This window comes from uncultured Campylobacter sp. (genome assembly GCF_905373215.1).
Taxonomy (GTDB): Bacteria; Campylobacterota; Campylobacteria; order Campylobacterales; family Campylobacteraceae; genus Campylobacter_B.
Genome location: NZ_CAJPRT010000004.1, coordinates 58696 through 81047, shown reverse-complemented (window position 1 = coordinate 81047; position 22352 = coordinate 58696). Strand labels below are relative to the sequence as shown.

The window sequence follows — 22352 nt, the reverse complement described above, 5'->3', positions numbered from 1 at the left end:
TACCTTACGAAAAAATTTATGGCGTTTATACCATAAAAAGCTTCATTTTGTTTTAAAATAGCGGAATTTCGGGCTATTTCTTAAATTTTTTAGCGGAAGTTTGAAAATCGCGACAATTAGCGAGCGCCCTTTGTCGTTTTTAAGATCTACTTGCGCGCCCATCGCTTGAGCAGCATTTTTGGCTAAAAATAGCCCAAGCCCGGCTCCCGGTTTGCCGCCGTAGCGCTTAAAAGGAGCAAAATAATCGATCTCTTCGTTAAGCGGCTCGCCTTTGTTTGCGACCCGCACGATGAAATTTCCGTCCGAAATTTCGCTCTCGATCAACACCTTTTCACCATCGGGAGAAAATTTTATGGCGTTTTGGATAAAATTTTGAATCACGTGCATAAAGAGGCTTTTCTGCACCGAAATTTCAAGCTGTTCAGGCTTAAGATCCATCGTCAAGTCCTTGCCTGCCGTACGCGCTAAAATTTTAAAGCCCACGCATAGCTCCCGTAGATATGCAATCATATCGGTCTGCTCGGGCGCTTCGAACTGTGCCCCCTCCTGTCGCCCGATCTCTAGGATCGAACTGATCATCTTATTCATATTATCGATCGAATCGTTGTTATTTTTAAGCGCCTCGATATATTTCTCGCTCTCGCGCGGCTTAATTAGCGTGACTTCGTTTTTGGTTTTCATAACCGCAAGCGGGGTCTTAAGCTCGTGCGCAATACCGATAAAAAGCTCTTTTTGATACAAAATGAAGGTCTCGATACGCTCAAGTAGTCGGTTGATGCTGTTTGAAAGCATATTAAATTCGCTCGGGATTTCGGCCCCGTCGATCGGCTTTAGAAATTTTTCATCCACCGAAGCGAGCCTTTGGCTGATCAGCTTAATCGGCATTAGCAGCATGCGAGAGAGAAACATCGCGTAAAACACCACCAAAAATATCATCGTCAAATTTACCAAAATGATGTCGATGAGTATTTGATTTACGATGTTTGCATAGACGCTCACGTCGGCTCGAATGCTTAAGATTTTATCCTTGTCGTAGGGATAGTGCAGCTGCAAATAGCTCCTACCGCCCTCGGAGCTTTCGATAAATTTAGGTTTATTGATACTTTCGTTTTCGATGATTTTGCTCTCGTATTCGCCCGGCGTGTTTTGCAAAAAAGATGAAATTTTCTCAGGCGGCACGGAGGCTTCTACGATTTTTTGTGCTCTTTGGATTAAATTTTGAACGGGAGTTTCGAAGATGGTAATTCTCATATAATTATAGAGCATTACCGAAAAAATGACAATTAGCATCAACGAAGCGGATGCTAATTGTATTACAAAGCGGACTCTTAGGCTTTTTGTGGAAAGCAAAATCTATATCCGCGTCTGCGAACGGTCTCGATCGTAGAGATATTTAGAGGCTTATCCATTTTCTGTCGAATTTGATTGATCGCGACTTCGATGACGTTTGGCGTAACGAGCTCAGGCTCCTCCCAGATGGCATCTAATAGCTGCTCTTTGCTTACGATCTGATCGCTGTGGCGCGCCAGGTGAGTTAGCACTTCAAACGGCTTACCCTTAAGCTCGATCTCTTGACCCAAGTAAGTAATTTTTTCCTCATCAGGATCAATGATAAGATCGTCGATTTTGATGATATTTGAGCCGCCGAAGCGAAGTCTAGCCTCAAGGCGCGCTACTAAAACGTCAAAGTCGAAAGGTTTTTTGATAAAATCGTCCGCGCCCGCGCGAAGTGCTTTGATCTCGCTTTCTTTATCGTCTTTTGCAGATAGCACGACGACAGAGGTGCGCGCGGATTTTTGCTTAACTAATGCGATGAGATCGATGCCGTTGCCGTCAGCTAGCATCCAATCGGTTAGCACCAAATCATAATTTCTAATGCCGATATAATACTCTGCGTCCTTAAAACTCTCGGAAGTATCCGTCTGATAGCCAAACTCCATCAAGCCCTCCGCTATCGTCTTGTTTAAAGTCACCTCGTCCTCGACTATTAAAATTCTCATTTAATTTCCTTGCCTTAAAATTTTGCGGCGATTTTAACATATTTTAAGCAAAATTTCAAGATTTTTTAAAGAAATTTTAAAATTTTATCTCTATTTCCGCGCCGACGCTCGCATCTTGCAAAATTTCAGGTTTTAAAATTTTCATATAAAAATAATCCATCGAGCGAAATTTTGAGTGAAACTCCTGCGCGAAGTATCTTAGCGCATCCTCCACGAGGCGAAATTTTTTCTCGCGGAACTCCGCTTTGATATATTCGCAAACCCGCGCGTAATCGATAAACTCCTCCGCCCCGAGCTTCGCCCACACCCACACGCGCTGCTCGCGCTTGCGCTCAAAATCCAGCGTCCCGATTATCACACCAAATTCCAGCTTTTCGATTAAAATTTTAATCATACTACGCGCTTTTCCTCGCCCTTAAGTAGCCTGGCGATATTCGGCGCATGTTTGTAAAATACGATGAAAACTATCAGAAAGATCGGCGCATGAGTGTTGATCGCTGGCATCTGCGGATGGATCACGTAGCTAGCGATAACTAGCGCAAGCGCCGCTGCAAGCGAGGCTACGGATGAAATTTTAACAGTCTTGCCGACTACAAACCAAACCGCAAGCGCGATGATAAGCTCGATAGGAATAAAGCAAGCAAGCACGCCGGCTCCCGTCGCAATGCCCTTACCGCCGTTAAATTTCAGATACGGGCTAAAGCAATGCCCAAGCACCGCAAAGACCGCCATGCTCCATAACACGTTTTCATCAAAGCCCAAAGCCCGCGCGATCAGTATCGGCAGGACGCCCTTTAGCGCATCGCAGGCAACCGTGAGGATCGCGAGCTTTTTTGCTTTTTGCGGATCGCGAGTTTTTAAGACGCGAAGGACGTTGGTAGCGCCTATGGAGCCGCTGCCTTCGCTTTTGATATCCACGCCGCCTAGGTATCTGCCGATCAAAAGCCCAAAGGGGATCGCAGCGATCAGATACGCAGCAAAGTAGCACCAAAAATCTGGCGCCTTAAATGTCCTATATAAAATTCCAAGAATTCCGCTTCCTAGAATTCCATGCTCATCTCCTAGAAAATATTTAGAGTTCGGATCGCAAAGCGCGGCGTATATGATATTTAAAATTTCACTAAGTTTATCCATAAAATTCTCCCTTTAGCTCTTCCAAAGCAGCGAAATTTTCTCGTCGTAGATGTCGGTTTTCTTCGGCGAAATTTCTTTCGTTTCGAGTTTAATATTTTTTAGATCCAGGCTCTGTTTTAGCGCGTCCACTTCAGCCTCAAATTTCTGCGTAAGCACCTCCAGCTCCTCTTGTAGCGCGCTTAGGCTATTTTCGGCATTTTTGGCTTCGCTTCGTTCGTTTAAAATTTTATGCGCGCTCTTTGCGCCGCTGATCGCTTTAGAGATATTGCTAGCGCTGCGCGAGCGGCCTAAAAACGCGCCTAAGATCGCTCCGCCTATGTTTAGCGCCGCATCCACCCCGCGACTTAGCACGTCGCCCTTTTCCTTCTCATATTTTTCGCTAGCGCGCGAAATTTTATCCTCAAGGCGCGCCTTTTCCTTTTCAAATTTAGCCGCGATCTCGTCGGTTTTGGCTTCTAAAATTTCGTTCGCCTTATCGCCTAGGCGCACGAAAAATTCCTCCTTGCTCTCGCCCGGTTTTGAGAGCAGATCAAGCGCGCTAAAAAGTTCTAACTTTTCGTTGCGGTAGAGCCACTCCTTAAAGCTTTTAAGCTGAGCGTTTAAATTTTTTGCTCCCGCGATAAAGCTAGGAAGCGCGCCGTAGAGCGAGCCTGCCTGCTCCTGTCCGCTTAAATTTGCAACTTCTCGCGTGCTTGCTTCATTCCAATCTATTTCGCTTGCGTCCGAAAGCGATAGCAAAAAGGAGTGCTGCTGCGTAAAATCGACTCCCTTGTCGCAAAATCGCATCTTTGCGCTTGCGTACAGATACGGGCTTAGCTCAAGGCTCGCGCCGTAGCTGTAAAGCTGCGAAATTTCAGCAGAAACTACCGGTTTGGCGGCGCCGACGGATTTGACGCCTTGCGCGGCGCCCGACACGGACGAAATTTCAGCCTTTTTGTCTTTCATTAAATTTGAAATTTGCTCGTTGCTTAAAGGGCCCTTTAAATAGCTTAGCGCAAAGCGCGTCTCGATTACCCGCAGCACGTCCTCGTTGATGTTTTTTACCAAAAAATTTCGCTTTTTAAGGTTTGAAATTTTCTCCATAAGCACGCTTTTGTCGATCGGATTTGAGCCGATACCGCTTAGACCGCTGATGACGCGCTCTTTATCCTGCGCGGTTTGCAAGCGCCCGATGAACCACGTACCGATGTTGCTAAGCCCCTTGTAATCGAGATCGACCGGGTTTTGCGTCGATAATACGCAGCCAAGACCGAATGCGCGAGCCTGCTTTAGCAGCGTAAGCATCGGGGTTTTGCTCGGCGGATTACCGTTTGGCGGGAAGAAGCCGTAAATTTCATCCATATAAAGCACTGCGCGCAGCGAGCTGGTGCCGCTAGTGATGCGCATCCATTTGATCATCTCGCCTAAAAGCAGCGTGACGAAAAACATCCTCTCATCGTCGTTTAGATGCGCGATGGAAAATATATTCGCCCTCGCCCTGCCGTTCTCGTCAAATAGCATCTTGGCGATATTTAGCCGCTCGCCCTCGCACCAAAGTTTAAAACTCGGGCTTGCGATGAGCGCGTTAATCTTCATTGCAAGCGCCATTCGCTTATCGCTCGGAAAGAAGGTATTAACATCGAAAACGCCGATCTTATCGAAAGGTGGATTGCTGATCTGTGTGATGAGATCCACCACGCTCACCCCCTCGCCCCTACCGAAATGATAAGACAGAATTTGGCTGATTAGTAAAAATTCCGGCGAGCTGAGATTATCGCTGCCGATTCCTGCCAGGCTTAGCACGCTAGTGGCGATGCCGCCGATGTAATTATTCAGATCCTCTTCGTTTAAGCCCTTCGGCGCTTCAAAGTCGCTTAGTAGGCTAACGCCAAGACCCGCGCTTGATTTGGGCGTATAAATTCTAAAATCGGCGCTGTTTTTTAAAAGCTGTACTCGCGCCAGGTCTTGATACGAGCCCTCGATCCCCTCGCGCCAGGTATTTGCGGTCTGCTCGGCATACTCGCGCACGCTAAGGCCTTTGTTTTGCGCCTCGGCCTCGTCGATATAGGGCTCAAAATCCTCAGCCCTCATCTGCGGAAAAGTAAGAGCTAAATTTGTTAGATCGCCCTTTGGATCGATGATGATGGATGGGATATTATCGATCGCGGCTTCCTCTAGCAGCGTGATGCCAAGACCCGTTTTGCCGCTGCCGGTCATTCCGATGATAAGCGCGTGAGTCGTCAGATCCTTGTTTTTATACAAAAACGGCTCGCTGTTTTCGAGCCCCAGATAAAAAAGCTTTAAATTTTCTTGAAGCGTTTTCATTACGTTCCTTAAATTTGCAATTTGCGCGGCATTATATCATTTAAATTTTTAAATTTAAATTTGCTAAAATGTGCGAAAAATCAAGGAACGGTAAGTGTTAAAAGAAAAAATTAGAAACGGAAAAAGCGGAATTTTGCTCTATGGCATCGTTCCGCCTAAAATCACGTCCTCTCAAGGCGAGCTCGAGCGCCTAGGTACGGCGTGGTCGCAGCGCCTAAGCGAATGTGAATGCGACGGCATCGTCATCTACGATCTACAAGACGAAAGTGCGCGCACGAAAGATGAGCGGACCTTCCCTTTTGTGCATACGATCGATCCTGCGCGCTATTACACGCAGTATCTACACACCGATAAAGAAGCGATCATCTACCGCGCGGTAGGCAAATACGATGAAGCGGAATTTTGCGAGATTCTAAGGCATGCTGCAAGCGGACTGAGCGTTTTCGTGGGGGTGAGCTCTAAAAACGAAGAATGCAAACTGCATCTAAGCCGCGCCTATGAGCTCAAGCAACTCGTGGCGCCGCATCTTTGCCTAGGCGGCATCTGCATACCCGAGCGCCATGAAAAGAGCCACGACGAGCACCTAAAAATCGCGGAGAAGACTGCGGACGGGTGCGAATTTTTTATCACTCAGGCGGTTTATAATGTGCAAAATGCCAAAGATTTCATCGACGATTACGCCGCTTTGGAGTGCAAAAAGGTGCCGATAATCTTTACTTTTACGCCGTGCGGTAGCCTAAAGACGCTTGAGTTTATGAAATGGCTTGGCATCTCGGTGCCAGATTTTCTGCAGCAGCGACTGCAAAGCAGCGTCGATATCTTGCAAAGTTCAACAGCACTGTGCGCAGAGATGTTTGATTTCATCTATAAATACGCCCTCGCAAAAGGGGTGAGCGTGGGCGCAAACGTCGAGAGTGTCAGCACTCGCCGCGTCGAAATCGAAGCCTCGCTCAGCTTACTAAAAGAGATCAGAAAAATTATCCTTAAGCACGAGAATTTGGGATTTTACGTTATTTAAAATTTTAAACCGGACACACGAGCAAGACGCTAGATAGTCCAAGCTAGCGGAAGAATTTTAAATAATTTTAGATCGCTTTCTGAAAAATAAATCTAAATTTTATCCGAATGGAATTTGAACTTAAAATTTATAAAAAATTGCCTTGATAATATGCTTTAATACCTGTCGTCCGTAACTGTGAGATGATATTTCGTGCAAAATTTCCCAATGCTTACAATGGCATTGAGCTAGGCATATCATCAAACCTATAAATCGCTGTAGTTTTCACACTAAAAACTAAACGCATTGACCGCTTCAGTCTGCAGCTGACGCGACCGCACCTTCCGGCTTGCCGCTATCTATATAGAGATAACTAATTTCCTATCTCTTTTTTAGAGTATATTGTATAACGAGGGATAGCTGTAGAGGGCAAACGAAACCAATATTAGATACGACGCCTCTGCACTCATGGCATGGCATCCTTTATCGCCCCGTTTGTGGTATTTGATTAAATTTACTAGCGTTTATGCTAAATTTCAAATCTAAGGCAATTTGATGCTTACTGTTGTGAGCGTTTTGGTATTTGAATTTTATTCTACAGCCTATGTGTAGGTCGCTCAAAAGATCCACCATACGCCGCCGTAAAAATACTTGCCCAGCTTTGCAGCTAATTAAAAGCCGTTAATGCAGAATCGGCTGAGATTAACACCCATTTAGGCTATCGCATATTTGATTTCTTTTATATTCTAAAAGCCCGCCGCCAAAAAGCAGCAGACCTAAGACTAACGTCGTTTTACTATCTCACGCAGAAGCCGATATGCAAACTGCTCAAGATTATAATATGCTTTCAATCGCAAATGCTTCATTTTACAATTTTGAAACCTAACTCGGAATAAATATAAATTTGAAATTAATTTTGTAAATAAGCTTGGAATTTAACTCTTAAATATGGCGAAATTTAAAGATCAATGAAATTTAAAAAATGCTAGTTTATGCTCTTACCGCCGAATTTCAAAAGCGCGCTACCCCACGTAAAGCCGCCGCCGAACGCATCTAAAAGCATAAGCGAGCCGTTTTTGAGCCTGCCGCTCTCGTAAGCGTCATTTATCGCCATCGGGATCGACGCCGAGCTCGTGTTACCGTATTTACCGATCGTAAGCACGCACTGCTCGTCGCTAAATTCTAGTCTCGCCTTAACCGCCTCGATGATGCGTAAATTTGCCTGATGCGGGATGAAAAGATCAACCTGCTCGGGCAAAATTTTATTTTTCGCCAAAATCTCCACGACGTCGTTACTAAGCGTCGGTACCGCGATTTTAAAGACCTCGCGCCCGGCCATCTGCATGAAGCCCAGCTTTTCGTCGATGATTTTTTGGCTGAGTGGATTGACGCTACCCGGGGCTGCGGTGATGAGAAGATCGCCCTTGCTGCCGTCGCTAGCGGTATGAATGTCGATGATTTCGTTATCGTCATGCGCCGCGATAACCGCAGCGCCTGCGCCGTCGCCGAAGAGTATGCACGTAGCGCGGTCGCTCCAATCGACTATCGAGCTTAGCTTTTCCGTGCCGATTATCAACACGTGTTTTTTAGCACCGCTTTCGATGAGGGATTTTGCGAGCTCCAAAAGATAGATGAAACCCGTACAAGCAGCATTTATATCAAACGCCGTGATGCCGAAGTTCAAACCCAGTTTATCCGCGATGACGCACGCGGTCGAGGGCATACAGAAATAATCGGGTGAGATCGTGGCGCAGATTATCGCATCGATCTCGTTTTTTTGCAAACCGCTACGCTCGATCGCCTTTAACGCCGCTTTCGCGCCTAGATCGCTAGTGGTTTCGCCTTTTGCGATGCGGCGCTCATGAATGCCTGTTCGCTTGACAATCCATTCATCAGTCGTTTCAACCATTTTTTCAAGATCGAAATTAGTTAAAATTTGGCTCGGTGTGTATGCTGCGATCGAGATCATCGAGGCTTTTTTCATTTTTGCTCGTTTGAAGAAATTTCGCTTTCTATCGCAGAGTTGATTTTGGAATCTGCAAATTTAAGCGCCTGAAAGATCGCATTTTTAACGGCTTTCGGAGTGCTTTTGCCGTGGCTTATGATGACGCATTCTTTGACGCCTAAAAGCGGCGCACCGCCGTATTCATCGTAATCTGTGCTTTTCTTGATAATTTTAAAAACGCGCTTCATCAAGATAGATCCTGCGATGGCGATCGGAGATTTTTTAGTTTCGTTTTTAATAAGTTTGCCGATAGCGCTCGCGACGCCTTCGCTGGATTTTAGCATAATGTTGCCGATAAATCCGTCGCACACGACCACGTCTACCGAGCCATCAAAAATTTGATTGCCTTCGACATTTCCGATAAAATTTTGCATCTTCTTAAGCATATGAAAGGTTTCTTTTGTTACTTCGTTGCCTTTACTATCCTCCTCGCCGTTGGATAATAAGCCGATGCGTGGTGCGTTTAGGCCCATAATCTCCTTGGCGTATGCTTCGCCCATAATCGCGAATTGAAACAAATTCTCAGGCTTACAATCCACATAAGCGCCCACATCTAGCACAAGCGTGCGACCACCTATGGAATTTGGCATCAGCGTAGCAATCGCCGGGCGCAAGATACCTTTGAGCCTTCCTATGCGAAGCGTAGCAAGGCTCATCGTAGCGCCGCTATGTCCTGCCGATACCACGGCTTTGCAAGTGCCGTCTTTTACTAGATCGACCGCTTTAAAGATGCTACTCTCTTTGCGTTTGAGAGCGTCGGTTGCGCCCTCTTTCATCTCGAAAACTTCGCTTGCAGCTACGTAAGTGATATATTTCTCAAAGCCTTGATCTTGTGGAATAAAAGGCTTGATTTGCGCTTCGTCGCCTACCAAAAACGCATTAAATTTACGCTCTCGCAGCGCATCTACGACTCCGTTTATTATCGGCTCGCAGCCGAAATCACCGCCCATCGCGTCTATAGCAACGGAAATCATCGGATTAATATTCGCCCGTAGTTTTGTTTATTCTATGCGGAATTTTCCAGCTTCCGTCTTTATCTTTGACGGGGATCGGAAGGGTCACTTTGTAGTGAGTGCGTCTTTTCGCCGCACGAGTTTTACTAACTCTTCGCTTTGGAACTGCCATTTTTTCTCCTTTATAAATTTAGTTCTTGCATTCTTCGCAATAAAAATAGTCGCTTTTAAAAGCTTCCGTTTCGCTTCTTAAAATTTCATCCAGATCAACTTCGGTGCCGAAAAACTCCATAACATCCAAGCTTTCGTGCCTTTCGTCGTTAAAAACGCCTTCGCTTAAAAGCAAATTTACGCTCTCGTTTACGTCAAGATCAAATTCTTTGCCGCAGCGGTCGCAAATGTATGGAATTTTGCCTTTAATTTCGCCCTTGCACTCTACAAACTTAGAGTCCTTTCGTTTTAAATTTCCGCTAAGCTTAAGTCCGTCCCTCGAAATTTCAAACGGCACGGGCGATGCGGAAATTTTAGCAAAAGCGATCTTCACGCGGCACTCTTAGCAAATTTCTCTTTTTGCAAAGAAAAATGCGATCTCGGTTTTTGCGTTTTCTAGGCTATCGCTGCCGTGAACGGCGTTAGCGTCGATACTGTCCGCAAAGTCCGCTCTGATCGTGCCTTTATCGGCTTTTTTCGGATCGGTAGCGCCCATTAGCGCACGATTTTTAGCTACGGCATCGTCGCCTTCAAGCACCATTACGACCACCGGGCCACTAGTCATAAACTCAATCAGATCCTTATAAAAAGGGCGATCCTTGTGAATTTCATAAAATTTACCCGCATCTTCGGTGCTTAGGCATAATTTTTTAGCCGCTGCGATTCTTAGTCCGTGGCTTTCGAAACGATCGATAATTTTGCCGATAACGCCTTTTTTAACGGCATCAGGCTTAATAATAGAAAGCGTTTGCTGCATATAATCTCCTTAAAGTGAAAGGCGGATTGTATCGAAAAATAGGTTAAAATTTATTTAAGGATTGAATGAATTAAAATTCCGCGCATTTGATCGCGGAATTTTATCTGCTAAGCAAATACCGGGGTATATCCGCTGCGTAGATCCGCACCTATACTATCCCTGCTAGGTTGACCCGCTACGATGTCGCTCCAGACGATACAGCCGTCGGTCGGACAGGCGCTAGCGCAAGCCGGCTCGTCGTTGTAGCCTACACACTCGACGCATTTATCGGCATATACGTAGTAGCTATCCTCGCCGCTTGGATTATCGCTATCGTCCACGATCGCATTTACCGGGCACTCGTCGATGCATGAGCCGCAGCTAATGCAAATATCGGTGATTTTTACAGCCATTTTTTCTCCTTTATCAAAAAATGAAGCGCGATGATAACATACTAAATTTAAAAAATGATAAAATTTAATATTATCAAACAAATAAATTTTATTATATAAAAATTTTCATCAAAATTCAGCAATCTTAAAGTTTTAAAATGTATAATCGCCATCATAAATTTTATTAACAAGGAGAAACAAATGGTAGTAACCAACAAAGCCGTTGATTTTACGGCAACTGCGGTTTTAGGCAACAACGAAATAGTTGAGGATTTCAACCTCTATAAAAATATCGGCGAAAAAGGCGCGGTCGTATTCTTTTATCCAAAAGATTTTACCTTCGTCTGCCCAAGCGAGATCATTGCATTCGATCACAGATATCAAGATTTCAAATCCAAGGGCATTGAAGTTATCGGCGTTAGCTGCGATAGCGAGTTCACCCATCTTGCGTGGAAAAATACTCCAGTAAATGCAGGCGGCATCGGCAAAGTGCAGTTCCCGCTAGTTTCGGATATCACAAAAGATATCGCACGCAGCTTCGACGTGCTGTTCGGTAACGCCGTAGCGCTTCGCGGCAGCTTCCTACTTGACAAAGACGGCACCGTCCGCCACGCCGTCATCAACGACCTACCACTAGGCCGCAATATCGACGAGATGCTTCGCATGGTCGATACGATGCTATTTACGAACGAGCACGGCGAGGTCTGCCCTGCAGGCTGGCACAAAGGCGACGCAGGGATGAAGGCAGACCCTAAAGGCGTCGCAGAGTATCTAGACAAAAATGCGAGCAAACTATAAGTTGTAAAATTTTTCGCGCGGGCGTACAAATTCTAACCGCGTAAGGTTTAAATTTAGCCTTGCGCAGGCTATTAAAGCTCGCAAAGCTTTCTAAATTCCGCTGCCAAAATTTTAAGTCGCGGCGGCGGAATTCCAAAAATTCCAAAAATTCCAAAAATTCCAAAAATTCCGTTTCTTGAAAATCTGCAAGTAAAATCCCAAATCCTTGGTAAAATTTCACCCATAACAAAGCTCGCAAAATCATACTTTAAACTAGCTTTTGTTACAATCGTAAGTTTTTAAATCCAAGGACAATTATGAAAAAGCTTATATTTTTTATCTCCGCCCTGCTTTGCTCTTTGAGCCTTTACTCCGCAGATACCAACCCGGACGCGCCGCTTAAGCTCGATCCTAGTGTAGTGCGCGGCGAGCTGGCAAACGGCGTGAAATTTTATATCCTCAAAAACGACGTGCCAAAAAATAGCGCGCTTTTTTACCTCAACGTAGCTGCGGGCAGTGTCGATGAAAATGACGACGAGCAGGGCTTAGCGCATTTTGTCGAGCATATGGCATTCAACGGCAGCGAGCACTTCGATAAAAACGAGCTAGTCCATACCTTGCAGCGCCTTGGAGTAAAATTCGGCGCCGATCTCAATGCACAGACTGGCTTTGAAAACACCACCTACAACATCCAAGCCCAAGTGAGCGATGAGACGCTAAAGGACATATTTTTGGTGCTGCGCGATTATGCAGGCGGCGTAAAATTTGACGAGAACGAAACGCAAAAGGAAAAAAGCGTCATATTAGAAGAAGCAAAAAAAGGCTTTGAGAGGCGATTTTATGAAAAGCGCGCCACATATTTATACCCTAATTCCATATTTTCCAGACGCTTTCCGATCGGACAAAATGAAATCATCAAAGGCGCCACTGGAGAGCAACTAAAAAAATTTTATGCGCGTAACTACCTTCCTAGCGCCATTAGCATCATAGTCGTAGGCGACGTAAACGTTGAGCAGATTAAAAACCTAATCAAGCAAAATTTTAGCTCTCTTTCCGCGCACGGCGAAAAAATCCCGCGCGATCTTAGCCTGCACCCATTTGAAGGCGGGCTAGCAAGCACCGTAGAGCCCGAGCTCGGCGCTAATGTCGCTAGCGTGCTTTACGCAGGCAAATATGAGCCGTTAAGAAGCTACGGTGCGCTTAAAAATGAGTGGCTGCAAGCCTACGTATCGAGGCTGATGGAGCTTGGATACGACGCGATGAATGTGAATGCCAAAATTCCGCTTAAAGCCTATTTCGGCTCGGACGATCTATTTAAAAACCGCAGACTATACAGCATAAGCGCAAATATTTTTAATTTCGACGCCAACGCCACGCTAAGTAGTCTTTTTAGCGCGATCAAAAGGGTGCGCGAACACGGATTTAACAATGACGATTTTGATAGCGTTAAGGCGGAATTTAAACATCAAGTGCAAGCCGATCTGCTTAAAAACGATACGCAAAGTGCACAAATAGGGGCACTACTTGATTTCGTACAAAACGGCAATGTAAAGCTTAGTAAGCAAGACGAGCACGATCTAAGCCTCAAGGCGTTAGAAGAAATAACGCTAGCAGATGTTAATAAATTTTTCTCTCAGATAACGGATGGAGCGAGATTTACAGAGATTATCTCAGCAAAGGATTTGGGCATTAGCCAAAAAGATGCGGAGCTGCTCTACGAAAAAGCGGTGCCGTTTAATTTTGCTGCTTCGAAGCTTGCTTCCAAGCAGCTTGCGGGAGCAGATCTAAAAGAGACGGAATTTAAAGCGCAAAAAGGCGCTAGCGGCACTGAAATTTTGGAGTTTAAAAACGGCGCTCGCGTAATTTTAAAATCCCTTAAAAGCGAGAAAAATAAAATCGCCCTTGCAGCCGTTAAAAAAGGCGGCTACGCGCACTTTGGCAAGGCTCGTGGCGAAATTCTAACTGCCCTGCTAAACTCAGGCACCATAGGCGAGCTAAACGAATACGAGGCGGGACGCTTGACCTCAAAATTTGATTATAAGCTAAGATTTAGGATGGATGACGCAGACTGCGGTTTTAGAGGCGCAGGAGCGGATCTGGAGGCGATGACACGCGAGCTTTACGCAAGATTTAGCGAGCCGCTAATTCATGCAAGCTCGCTTACGAAATACAAAACCGACGCGCTTTCGGCGATTGCGCTACGAGACGAGACGGCGGAATTTAAATTCGGCGAGCAAATTTTAAAATCGCTATATTCGGGAGATATGGCTCGCAAGCAGCCGCTTAGTGTAGATGACGTAAAGAGCGCAAATCTTGCCGATTTGCAGAGCGATGCGAATGAAATTTTTTCAGGTGCCGGAAATTTTATCTTTGTGCTTAGCGGCGATTTTGAGCCTGCGCGCGCAAAACAAATCCTAGCCAAATATATCGGCAATCTAAAGTCCGGAACAAGCAGCGCTACGACTAAAACTCTGATGCTAAATACTTCTAGCGGAGAGATTGTGCAAGATTATGGCGATAGTGATAAAAGCGAAGTTCGGATGATTTTTTCAAACTATGAGCTGCAAAATTTCGACTTTGCAGACACTTATAAATTTCAAGCGTTAAAAAGCGTGCTAAGCAATCGTATCGTCGAGCAGATCCGCGAGGCGCGCGGACAAATTTACTCGGCGATGGTGCATAGCGCCTATGTGCGTGAGCCACAAATCGCAGCGAGCCTGAATGTATCGTTTTCTACCGAGCCGAAAGATGCCCGTGCCGTTGCAGCAAGCGTGAGTGAAATTTTAAAGCAGATCGAAAGCTCGGGCGCAAAAGATAGCGAGCTGGCAAATTTTAAAAAAGCTCAAATTCTATCGACCAAAAGGGCTGCGCAGACGAACGATTTTTGGCTTGCTAATATCACTGCGCACGAGCTTTACGGCTATCCGCTCTATGACGAAAAAAGCTACGCAGCAAGCATAAATGCGGTAAAAAGCGCGGACGTGCAGGAAGCGACGCGGGTGCTAAGCGGTAGGCTATTTACGGCGATTTTAAATCCAAAGGAGCGTTGATGTTTGCTTCATTTTTTAAAAACAAAAAATGGGCATTTTGGGCATATTCGGGAATATTTTTTCTAATTGCGATTAATTGGTATCAAACTACCTTAAATGTGAGAATAAACGAATGGTACCGCGCGTTTTATGATATGTGCCAAAACATAGATCGTCATACACTAAATGATTTCTATACACAGATGAAAGTTTTTTTATGGATAGCGATGCCCTACGTAGTCTCTGCGATTTCAGAACGATATGCAGCTCGTATTTGGACATTTAAATGGCGGGAAGCAATGACCTTTTCTTATTTTTCATACTGGAAAAAGGTAGGCAAAGATATCGAAGGAAGCTCGCAACGTATCCAAGAAGATATCTTTCGCTTCTCAAGAACTATCGAGGAAATGGGTACGAGAGTGCTTTCGGCAGCTATGACACTGTTTGCATTCATACCTGTGCTATGGGGGCTTAGTAGCAATGTTCCTTTTGAATTTCTAAAAAAAATTCCGGGCTCACTTGTTTGGATTGCACTTGCAATCAGCATTGGTGGACTAATAATTTCTTGGCTGGTTGGCTGGTATCTACCGAGACTGGAATACAACAATCAAAAGGTCGAGGCGGCCTTTAGAAAAGAACTTGTTTTTGCGGAGGAGGATAAGATAAATTACGCAAGCGAGGAAAAAATTCTTTCGTTATTTGATAAGATCAAATATAACTATTTTAAACTGTATCTGCATTACTGCTATTTTGATATGTGGTTCAACTCATTTTCGCAGTTTTTAATGATCGTACCTTATTTGATAATGGGTCCTGGGTTATTTACCAAAGTAATTACGCTTGGAGTTATGGTTCAGGTAAGCAACGCTTTTAATCAGGTGCGCGGTAGTTTTAGTATTTTTATGAATAACTGGACGACGATCACGGAGCTGCGCTCAATCCATATGCGACTTAAAGAGTTTGAAAAAAATATCGATTACAAGGGCTAGATAAAATTTCGCCCGTATCTTGCGGCTCTAGATTTCGCTTTCTAAATTTAAAGCGAAATCCCGGACCGCAAGCTTTTAAAATTTCTACGCTTTTACTGCTCTCTTTTTTCGTGATGAGTAATGTTTAGCTTTATAAATTTATAGCTTCCTACAAGCAAGATCATCCAAATCGCGATGAAAACTAAAGATTTGATCATTTTTAATCCTTAAAATTTTTATAATGCGACGCATAAAAAACGCCGCCGATATGAAATTTAACTAAACGCAAAAGCGCGCAGTGCCGCGCACGAGAGTAACTTCTCGCCGCAAACGGCGCGCGGAAGCCATGCTGGAGCTGACGCGCCTAATAATGCTCGTTTGAAAGCCCCTCTTTATCGAGCTTCTTAGCGTCCATCAACCACCAAACGTAGCTGATATAGCCCAGCACGAAAGGAACTAGAAACGATACATAAAACATCGTCTTAAGCGTATAGAGGCTCGAGCTTGCGTTGCTTATCGAAAGCGAGCTTTGCAGGTCAAAATTTGACGGATAAAACGCCGTGTTGTTTAGACCCAGGATCAAGAATACACTCGTTACCGCGCATACGACGCCCACGCCGTAGAAAAATACTCCGCGCACGCTGCTTGTAAATGCGCCTTTAAATATCCCCACCAGCACCAGCACGACGCCCAGCAGCAGCAAGATTAGCGCCGCAGGCAGGCTTAGGTAATTGTGCAGATACTTAAAGCTCTCGAGACTTACGACGCCGCCCGCGCCGACTGCGTAGCCCTGTTTTAGCAAGACCCACGCCAAAAACGCGATGAAAAATACCAAAAACGCGCTAGCATTAAATTTAAGCGAGGCTTTGAGCTTGGCGATCATTTCAGGCTCGGCGATATTGTTCATCAAATATAAGCTCGCTCCAGTTCTGGCGCAGAAAAATAGCGCAACTCCCAAGATGTAATTAAACGGATTTGCTAGCGCCTCGAGTCCGCGAGCCGGGTTTTTCCACTGCACGAAATTATTCTCGCCCAGCGCAAACTCGCTGCCGCTAAAAAGCGTCGAGACGATGATGCCAAGCAGGATCGTGCCCAGCGAGCCGTTTATGAAAAGAAAGGCTTCATAGGTCTTAGCGCCCAAGAAATTATCGGGCTTTTTTCTGTACTCGTAGGCGACGGCTTGGATTATAAAGCAAAAAAGCAGAGCCATCCACGCCCAATACGCCCCGCCGAAGCTGGTCGCATAAAATAGCGGAAACGCCGCAAAGCACGCTCCGCCGAACATAACGAGCGTAGTAAACGTAAGCTCCCATTTCTTGCCGATGGAATTTATTATAAAATCCTTCTCGGTCTCATTTTTCGCCAGCGTAAAAAGCAGCGTCTGACCGCCCTGCACGAAGAGCATAAAAACCAAAATTCCGCCCAGAAGCGAAACCACGCACCACCAATAAATTTGAAAAATTTCGTGCATCTTAAAATCCTATCTTTATCTGTTTTAGCATGATCTTTATCTCGGCTATGAATAAAACCGTAAATAAAACCGTAAAGAGCGCAAACGAGATCATTATGTTCGTTCCCGCTAGGCTCGTAGCTGCGACGCCCACCGGCATAAGATCTTGTATCGCCCACGGCTGGCGCCCTACTTCGGCCACGATCCAGCCCGCCTCGCACGCGACGTATCCCAAAGGAATGCTAAAGACGCAAAGCCACAGAATTTTCTTGTATTCGGCGAGATTCTTTCGCATCGCCAAAAATAGCGTCACGAAAAATAGCAAGATAAAATAGCTCCCCAAAGCCACCATCACGTGGAAGCTATAAAATGTAAGCGCCACGGGAGGGACGATCTGCTTCGCGTCGTCAAGGTAGCCGTAGCCTAAATTTTGCATATTTTGGTTGCCGAATAAAATTTCGCGCGCTTGCTGCATCGCCGCGGTGTCATTCGCGTCTTTGGCGAGCTTGTAATCCTTCAGTGCTTGCAGGGCGATTTTGCCTTTTTCGATCTTTTTATCGACGCCCTCGATGCCGAATTTTTCGTTTCCAAATACCAGATCATCGATGCCCGGAGTAAAATTATCAAGCCCTCTCGTAGCCATTAGCCCCAGCGCATAAGGCGCCTTGATCTCAAATAAAAACGGCTCCTTATCATCTCCGGGAAGTTTGCTCGGATTTAAAACTCCCGCCGCGACGATGCCTGCATTTACTTCGCCCTTATACAGACCCTCCATCGCCGCAAGCTTCATCGGCTGCTTTTGCGCGACCTGATAGGCGCTCTCGTCGCCGCTAAATAGCACGAAAAGCGAGCTTAGCATACCGAAGCTTGCCGCTACGATGAAGCTTTTTTTAGAAAGCGCGAAGTCTTTGTTTTTTAGCATATAAAACGCCGAAATTCCGAGCACGAAAAGCGCCGCGGTAATGTAGCCGCCGCCGACGGTATGTAAAAATTTAGCCACTCCGAAGTGAGATAGCGCGATATCTAAAAAATTACTCATCTCGTTGCGCATCGTATCTGGATTAAAGCTCGTACCTACCGGGTTCTGCATCCAAGCATTCGCGATTAGAATCCAATACGCGCTTAAATTTGATCCGATCGCCACGAGCCAGGTTGAAAGAAGATGAAATTTCTTGCTTACGCGATCCCAGCCGAAGAACATTACCGCAAAGAAGGTAGCCTCCAAGAAAAACGCGAGCAAGCCCTCGATCGCAAGCGGCGCGCCGAAGATGTCGCCCACGAACCAGCTATAATTCGCCCAGTTGGTGCCGAACTCAAACTCCATTATGATGCCGGTCGCGACGCCGATGGCGAAATTTATACCGAAAAGACGTAGCCAAAATTTAGTGATCTTGAGCCACTCCTGCTTACCGGTCGCGACATACAGGCTCTCCATAAACGCCACGATAAAGCTAAGCCCCAGCGTTAGGGGCACGAAAAGAAAGTGATAAAGCGCCGTGAGCGCAAACTGCGCCCTCGACCAATCCACGCTAGCAAGCTCTTGCATTCCTACTCCTTAGTCAAATTTTTATAAATGAAATCGATTTTTTCTTGATCGGTTTTAAATTTAGAATCCAAGTTTTCGTCGAAAATGAAAAATTTCAGTAGCACGAAAATTATAAATAGCTTGATCAAAATCACCGCCCACAGCGTTTTGCCAAGCTTCATCGAAGCAAATCCATGCGCGTAAAATTTTAAAATTTTGCCGAAAAACATTAAATTTTAACCTTTAGCAATTATTAGTTTATATTTTTTATTGTATAACAATTAATTAAAATTTAGCTTTAAATTTTGAAATTTTGGTAGCAATTTTATCTTTTTAATAAACACCTCGGTCTTGCGTCATCTCGCTCAAGTAAAGTTTTATTGTATAATTCACAAACAATAACATTTTACTTAAACTGCACAAAATTTTAGTTTAGATTCGTCATATAAAATTTTAGAATAGAATATATCAAGAAGCGAGCAGAAAAATGCGCGAGGTTTTGCCAAGCATCTTTATGCCTAATTCGTAGCTATTTTTAATAGAATTTTTTCCAGGCAAATTAACGCACCTCAGCTGAAAGCAGACGTAAGAATTTTAAAATTCAATGCCCAAAGCTACACGATATAAAATTTAAGAACGTATAATTACTCGACGCAAAATTTAAAGCATTTCATTAGACTGGGCGGATAATTGAAAAGCCTAAGAGCCGATTTAGCGTAAATTTGCAGCACGGCTCATCAGCGATACAATCTCTGCTAGGTCGAATTTGCCGCCGAAAAAGAGATTGAAAGCAAGCGCGCCTTGATTTATCAGCATCTCTTTGCCGTCTTTTGCGGGTAGATTTTTTGCACGCGCGGCTTGCAAAAACGGAGTCTGCTTCCCATAGATCGCATCAAAGGCAAATCTCGCGCGGGATAAAATTTCATCTATTACCCCCTCGGGCGCAGGCAACGCGTCATCTTTGAGCCCCGCGCCGGTGGCATTGACGATCAGATCGTAGTCTTTGGATCTAAAATTTTCATAAGTAAAAAATTCCTCGCAGCCGAAGTCAAAATCCTTTGCGCTGCGGTTTAGGATGTCAAATTTCACGCCGTTTTTGCCTAGAGCGTAGCCGATTGCCCGCGTCGTGCCACCCGCGCCTAAAATAAGCGCATTGCGAATCTCACCAAAGCCCAAGATAGCGCAGAAAAAGCCTTGCGCGTCGGTATTAAAGCCGTGCAGCGCGCTGCCTTTTAGCACTAGCGTGTTTACCGACCCGATCTTCTGCGCCGCCTCGCTTAAGATGTCGCATGCTTTAAATGCGTCGAGCTTAAAAGGCACGGTTACGTTCGCGCCCGCAAGCCTTAAAGTTTCAAATTTAGCGCGCAGTTCCTCGCCGCGCTGCAGCAAAACTCGCCCATAGTAGGCGTCTAGGGCTAGAAATTTTATAGCGTAGTTATGAAGTAGCGGCGAGAGGGAGTGGGCGATCGGGTTGCCGAAAACCGCAAATCTGTCCACTATTTCACTCGGTAAATATACGCGCCGCTGTTGATGCTGCGCATATCGCTAAGCGCCTTTTGTAGCGTCTCGCCCTCAAAAGGTCCAACTAAAATTTTAGTCACGCTCTTGCTGCCGACGTGAGTTTGTAGCGCAATTGGGCTGTAGCCTTTTTTGGTGATTTTTTTGGTATCAGACCCGTTTGGATCGTAGGCGTTGGATGCGAAAACCTGCACATAACTGCCGTTTGCCACGCTGGTGCTGGTGCTCTTTGCTGCAACGCCAGCCTTTACGCTCTCACTTTTAGACTCTGGCTTGCTAGCTTCTTTTTTAGACTCAGATTTTGCTGGCTCTTTTTTGGCTTCAGCTTTCGCATGTTCCTTTTTAGCTTCCGTTTTTGAAGACTCTTTTTTAACTTCTGCTTTTGCTTGTTTTTCGGGTTCTTTTTTAGGCTCTACTTTTTGCTCGACTTTTCTAATTTCGGTTTTAGAAGGCTCTTTTTTCACCTCGTCTTTTGCAGACTCTTTCTTAGGCTCGGACTTTTTTACGTCAGTTTTTTCAGGTTTTTTAGCTTCGTCTTTAGGCTCAATCTTTTTACTTTCTATTTTAACTTCGGATTTTTTTGGCTCTTCTTTGATTTCGGGCTTTTGGATTTCTACTTTCTGTGCTTCAGGCTGAGCGCTTGCGACGACCTTGCTTTCGGAATTAGGCTCTTGGGTTTTTATCTCTACTTTGGTTGGAGCTGCAGATGCTGTATTGGGTTCTGATTTCACTTCTACAGGCTCAGGTTGCGAAGGCTCAGGTTTTTGAACTTGTACGGCAGGCTTTTGCTCCGCTTTGGCAAGCTCTTCTTCACTAGGCATAGTAAGACCTGCGTTGGTGTCAATATCGTCTTTATTGATAGCCTTCATTATGATTAAAATGATTAAGAATAAAACTACGACGCCGGCTGCGACGGTAAGACCCTTTTTCAAATTCGCGTTCTTATCGACATTGCCGCTATTGATCACTATGTCGTCTATGCTGCTCATATCGAAATTTTTGTCGCTCATACTCTCTCCTAAGATTATTATTTACTTTGTAAATTCTACCACGCAAAATTTACGAAATAGATAATTCGGGTAAGCTTACCCGAATTTATTAAATTTAATACATCGCGCGATCGTAGATGATGAAGCGGTGCGCCAAATCTCGCACCTCCTCTTTGACCTGTGCCCGAAGCTTGGAATTTGAGATATCGCTTAGCACGTCGGCGATTTTATTTCCGATAAACTCAAATTCTTTCTCCTTCATCCCTCGCGCGGTAAGTGCGGGGCTGCCGACGCGGATGCCGCTGGTGACGAACGGGCTGCGCGTCTCGCCCGGTACGGTATTTTTATTCGTCGTAATGCCTGCGTTTTCAAGCGCGGCACTAGCGTCCTTGCCGCTGAAATCTCTATTTAAAAAGCTCATTAAAATCAGATGATTATCTGTGCCGCCGCTAACAAGATCAAAGCCGCGCCCAACCAGCGTCTCGCCCAAAACTCTAGCGTTTGCCTTGACCTGCTTGGCGTAGACCTTCCACTCGGGGCTTAAATTGTGTTTAAAGCCCACCGCCTTTGCGGCGATTACGTGCATTAGCGGGCCGCCCTGGATACCAGGGAAGATCGCCGAGTTGATCTTTTTAGCAAATTCCTCGTCGTTGGTCATTATGATGCCGCCGCGCGGACCGCGAAGCGTTTTATGCGTTGTCGAGCTTACGACGTGGCAGTGCGGAAACGGATTAGTATGTTCGCCTGCAACGACGAGCCCAGCGACATGCGCTACGTCGGCGAAAAGAAACGCGCCCACGCTATCAGCGATCTGTCTAAATTTAGCAAAATCTATCTCGCGCGTATAGGCGCTCGCACCACAAACGATCATCTTCGGCTTTACGATCTGAGCGATCTCAAGCACTTTATCGTAGTTTATGCGGCCGTCGAGCTCCACGCCGTATTCGAAGCTCTCATACATCTTTCCGCTGCTTGAGACCTTCGCGCCATGCGTCAAATGCCCGCCGTGGCTAAGCGCCATGCCTAAAATTTTCTCGCCCGGTTTCAAAAACGCGGCATATACGCCTTGGTTAGCTTGGCTGCCGCTGTTTGGCTGGACGTTTGCAAACTCACAGCTGAAGAGCTTTTTGCAGCGATCGATCGCGATCTGCTCGATCTCGTCTACAAACTCGCAGCCGCCGTAGTAGCGCTTGCCTGGATAGCCCTCGGCGTATTTGTTCGTTAGTACCGAGCCCATCGCCTCCATCACCTCGGGATAGGTAAAATTTTCGCTCGCGATCATCTCCAAATAATCGCACTGGCGGGCAAGCTCTTTGTTGGTTAAACTAAAAATTTCATTATCGAATTTTTCTAAATTTGACACGT

22 protein-coding genes are annotated in these 22352 nt (G+C 45.4%); 4 read left to right on the top strand and 18 right to left on the bottom strand.

Annotation, left to right across the window (positions count from 1 at the left end; translation table 11 throughout):
- Window positions 1–42: 42 nt before the first annotated feature.
- The 5 genes from QZ176_RS03265 to QZ176_RS03245 form a co-directional block, all read right to left on the bottom strand.
- Window positions 43–1290, bottom strand: a complete 1248-nt coding sequence (locus tag QZ176_RS03265; protein ID WP_295151220.1) for a HAMP domain-containing sensor histidine kinase — start codon at window positions 1288–1290, stop codon at window positions 43–45.
- 38 nt (window positions 1291–1328) lie between these two features.
- The gene (gene hsrA / locus QZ176_RS03260; protein ID WP_005871260.1) at window positions 1329–2000 is read right to left on the bottom strand and encodes a homeostatic response regulator transcription factor HsrA; all 672 of its coding nucleotides are present in this window, start codon (window positions 1998–2000) and stop codon (window positions 1329–1331) included.
- A gap of 76 nt (window positions 2001–2076) precedes the next feature.
- Entirely contained in the window at window positions 2077–2394 is a 318-nt protein-coding gene (locus QZ176_RS03255) for a dihydroneopterin aldolase (RefSeq protein ID WP_295151219.1), read from the bottom strand.
- A complete protein-coding gene (plsY, locus tag QZ176_RS03250; protein WP_295151218.1) occupies window positions 2391–3134 on the bottom strand; it encodes a glycerol-3-phosphate 1-O-acyltransferase PlsY in 744 nt (247 codons plus the stop codon). Before plsY ends, QZ176_RS03255 begins: the two co-directional genes overlap by 4 nt.
- Window positions 3135–3146: 12 nt before the next feature.
- On the bottom strand, window positions 3147–5438 hold the full coding sequence (locus tag QZ176_RS03245; RefSeq protein ID WP_295151217.1) for a DUF87 domain-containing protein: 2292 nt from the start codon (window positions 5436–5438) through the stop codon (window positions 3147–3149).
- A gap of 94 nt (window positions 5439–5532) precedes the next feature.
- On the opposite strand from QZ176_RS03245, the gene QZ176_RS03240 reads away from it, so the two are divergent.
- Entirely contained in the window at window positions 5533–6456 is a 924-nt protein-coding gene (locus QZ176_RS03240; protein ID WP_295151216.1) for a methylenetetrahydrofolate reductase, read from the top strand.
- A 964-nt stretch (window positions 6457–7420) separates the two neighbouring features.
- On the opposite strand, the gene QZ176_RS03235 is transcribed toward QZ176_RS03240, so the two are convergent.
- The 6 genes from QZ176_RS03235 to QZ176_RS03210 form a co-directional block, all read right to left on the bottom strand.
- On the bottom strand, window positions 7421–8419 hold the full coding sequence (locus QZ176_RS03235; RefSeq protein WP_295151214.1) for a beta-ketoacyl-ACP synthase III: 999 nt from the start codon (window positions 8417–8419) through the stop codon (window positions 7421–7423).
- Window positions 8416–9414, bottom strand: coding sequence for a phosphate acyltransferase PlsX (gene plsX / locus QZ176_RS03230; protein ID WP_177388473.1), 999 nt, complete (start codon window positions 9412–9414; stop codon window positions 8416–8418). The genes QZ176_RS03235 and plsX overlap by 4 nt, the downstream gene beginning before the upstream one ends.
- 4 nt (window positions 9415–9418) lie before the next feature.
- The gene (rpmF, locus tag QZ176_RS03225) at window positions 9419–9565 is read right to left on the bottom strand and encodes a 50S ribosomal protein L32 (protein WP_005871250.1); all 147 of its coding nucleotides are present in this window, start codon (window positions 9563–9565) and stop codon (window positions 9419–9421) included.
- An 18-nt stretch (window positions 9566–9583) separates the two neighbouring features.
- A complete protein-coding gene (locus tag QZ176_RS03220; RefSeq protein ID WP_291939964.1) occupies window positions 9584–9937 on the bottom strand; it encodes a hypothetical protein in 354 nt (117 codons plus the stop codon).
- Between the two features lie 9 nt (window positions 9938–9946).
- Window positions 9947–10360: a nucleoside-diphosphate kinase gene (ndk, locus tag QZ176_RS03215; protein ID WP_295151212.1), complete on the bottom strand. Its 414-nt coding sequence runs from the start codon at window positions 10358–10360 to the stop codon at window positions 9947–9949.
- Window positions 10361–10467: 107 nt separating this feature from the next.
- Window positions 10468–10752 (bottom strand): 4Fe-4S dicluster domain-containing protein, encoded by a 285-nt coding sequence (locus QZ176_RS03210; protein ID WP_295151210.1) that lies wholly within the window; start codon window positions 10750–10752, stop codon window positions 10468–10470.
- 180 nt (window positions 10753–10932) lie between these two features.
- On the opposite strand from QZ176_RS03210, the gene QZ176_RS03205 reads away from it, so the two are divergent.
- On the top strand, window positions 10933–11529 hold the full coding sequence (locus QZ176_RS03205; protein ID WP_295151209.1) for a peroxiredoxin: 597 nt from the start codon (window positions 10933–10935) through the stop codon (window positions 11527–11529).
- A 71-nt stretch (window positions 11530–11600) separates the two neighbouring features.
- Here the strand turns inward: QZ176_RS03205 and QZ176_RS03200 are convergent, their stop codons facing one another.
- Entirely contained in the window at window positions 11601–11753 is a 153-nt protein-coding gene (locus tag QZ176_RS03200; RefSeq protein ID WP_295151207.1) for a hypothetical protein, read from the bottom strand.
- Window positions 11754–11825: 72 nt separating this feature from the next.
- Here QZ176_RS03200 and QZ176_RS03195 point away from each other — a divergent pair, with 72 nt between their 5' ends.
- Window positions 11826–14558: a M16 family metallopeptidase gene (locus QZ176_RS03195; protein WP_295151205.1), complete on the top strand. Its 2733-nt coding sequence runs from the start codon at window positions 11826–11828 to the stop codon at window positions 14556–14558.
- Entirely contained in the window at window positions 14558–15526 is a 969-nt protein-coding gene (locus tag QZ176_RS03190) for a putative transporter (RefSeq protein ID WP_295151204.1), read from the top strand. Before QZ176_RS03195 ends, QZ176_RS03190 begins: the two co-directional genes overlap by 1 nt.
- 343 nt (window positions 15527–15869) lie before the next feature.
- Here QZ176_RS03190 and QZ176_RS03185 read toward each other — a convergent pair whose 3' ends face one another.
- The 6 genes from QZ176_RS03185 to QZ176_RS03160 all read right to left on the bottom strand — a co-directional run bounded on the left by QZ176_RS03185 (window position 15870) and on the right by QZ176_RS03160 (window position 22350).
- Window positions 15870–16976, bottom strand: a complete 1107-nt coding sequence (locus QZ176_RS03185; protein ID WP_295151202.1) for a cytochrome d ubiquinol oxidase subunit II — start codon at window positions 16974–16976, stop codon at window positions 15870–15872.
- Window position 16977: 1 nt separating this feature from the next.
- Window positions 16978–18501, bottom strand: a complete 1524-nt coding sequence (locus tag QZ176_RS03180) for a cytochrome ubiquinol oxidase subunit I (RefSeq protein ID WP_295151201.1) — start codon at window positions 18499–18501, stop codon at window positions 16978–16980.
- Window positions 18502–18503: 2 nt separating this feature from the next.
- Window positions 18504–18710, bottom strand: coding sequence for a DUF4492 domain-containing protein (locus QZ176_RS03175; protein WP_005871229.1), 207 nt, complete (start codon window positions 18708–18710; stop codon window positions 18504–18506).
- Between the two features lie 481 nt (window positions 18711–19191).
- On the bottom strand, window positions 19192–19977 hold the full coding sequence (locus QZ176_RS03170) for a shikimate dehydrogenase (protein WP_295151199.1): 786 nt from the start codon (window positions 19975–19977) through the stop codon (window positions 19192–19194).
- Window positions 19977–21008 carry a hypothetical protein gene (locus tag QZ176_RS03165; RefSeq protein WP_295151197.1) on the bottom strand — a complete coding sequence of 344 codons (1032 nt, stop codon included), beginning with the start codon at window positions 21006–21008 and terminating at the stop codon, window positions 19977–19979. The genes QZ176_RS03170 and QZ176_RS03165 overlap by 1 nt, the downstream gene beginning before the upstream one ends.
- A gap of 94 nt (window positions 21009–21102) precedes the next feature.
- Window positions 21103–22350, bottom strand: coding sequence for a serine hydroxymethyltransferase (locus tag QZ176_RS03160; protein ID WP_295151195.1), 1248 nt, complete (start codon window positions 22348–22350; stop codon window positions 21103–21105).
- Window positions 22351–22352: the final 2 nt, after the last annotated feature.

Excerpts from the sequence above, each read along its gene's own strand:
- QZ176_RS03265 (WP_295151220.1), bottom strand. The coding sequence starts at position 1,290 with ATGCTAATTGTCATTTTTTCGGTAATGCTCTATAATTATATGAGAATT.
- hsrA (WP_005871260.1), bottom strand. The coding sequence starts at position 2,000 with ATGAGAATTTTAATAGTCGAGGACGAGGTGACTTTAAACAAGACGATA.
- QZ176_RS03255 (WP_295151219.1), bottom strand. The coding sequence starts at position 2,394 with ATGATTAAAATTTTAATCGAAAAGCTGGAATTTGGTGTGATAATCGGG.
- plsY (WP_295151218.1), bottom strand. The coding sequence starts at position 3,134 with ATGGATAAACTTAGTGAAATTTTAAATATCATATACGCCGCGCTTTGC.
- QZ176_RS03245 (WP_295151217.1), bottom strand. The coding sequence starts at position 5,438 with ATGAAAACGCTTCAAGAAAATTTAAAGCTTTTTTATCTGGGGCTCGAA.
- QZ176_RS03235 (WP_295151214.1), bottom strand. The coding sequence starts at position 8,419 with ATGAAAAAAGCCTCGATGATCTCGATCGCAGCATACACACCGAGCCAA.
- plsX (WP_177388473.1), bottom strand. The coding sequence starts at position 9,414 with ATGATTTCCGTTGCTATAGACGCGATGGGCGGTGATTTCGGCTGCGAG.
- rpmF (WP_005871250.1), bottom strand. The coding sequence starts at position 9,565 with ATGGCAGTTCCAAAGCGAAGAGTTAGTAAAACTCGTGCGGCGAAAAGA.
- ndk (WP_295151212.1), bottom strand. The coding sequence starts at position 10,360 with ATGCAGCAAACGCTTTCTATTATTAAGCCTGATGCCGTTAAAAAAGGC.
- QZ176_RS03210 (WP_295151210.1), bottom strand. The coding sequence starts at position 10,752 with ATGGCTGTAAAAATCACCGATATTTGCATTAGCTGCGGCTCATGCATC.
- QZ176_RS03205 (WP_295151209.1), top strand. The coding sequence starts at position 10,933 with ATGGTAGTAACCAACAAAGCCGTTGATTTTACGGCAACTGCGGTTTTA.
- QZ176_RS03200 (WP_295151207.1), bottom strand. The coding sequence starts at position 11,753 with ATGGGTGAAATTTTACCAAGGATTTGGGATTTTACTTGCAGATTTTCA.
- QZ176_RS03195 (WP_295151205.1), top strand. The coding sequence starts at position 11,826 with ATGAAAAAGCTTATATTTTTTATCTCCGCCCTGCTTTGCTCTTTGAGC.
- QZ176_RS03190 (WP_295151204.1), top strand. The coding sequence starts at position 14,558 with ATGTTTGCTTCATTTTTTAAAAACAAAAAATGGGCATTTTGGGCATAT.
- QZ176_RS03185 (WP_295151202.1), bottom strand. The coding sequence starts at position 16,976 with ATGCACGAAATTTTTCAAATTTATTGGTGGTGCGTGGTTTCGCTTCTG.
- QZ176_RS03180 (WP_295151201.1), bottom strand. The coding sequence starts at position 18,501 with ATGCAAGAGCTTGCTAGCGTGGATTGGTCGAGGGCGCAGTTTGCGCTC.
- QZ176_RS03175 (WP_005871229.1), bottom strand. The coding sequence starts at position 18,710 with ATGTTTTTCGGCAAAATTTTAAAATTTTACGCGCATGGATTTGCTTCG.
- QZ176_RS03165 (WP_295151197.1), bottom strand. The coding sequence starts at position 21,008 with ATGAGCGACAAAAATTTCGATATGAGCAGCATAGACGACATAGTGATC.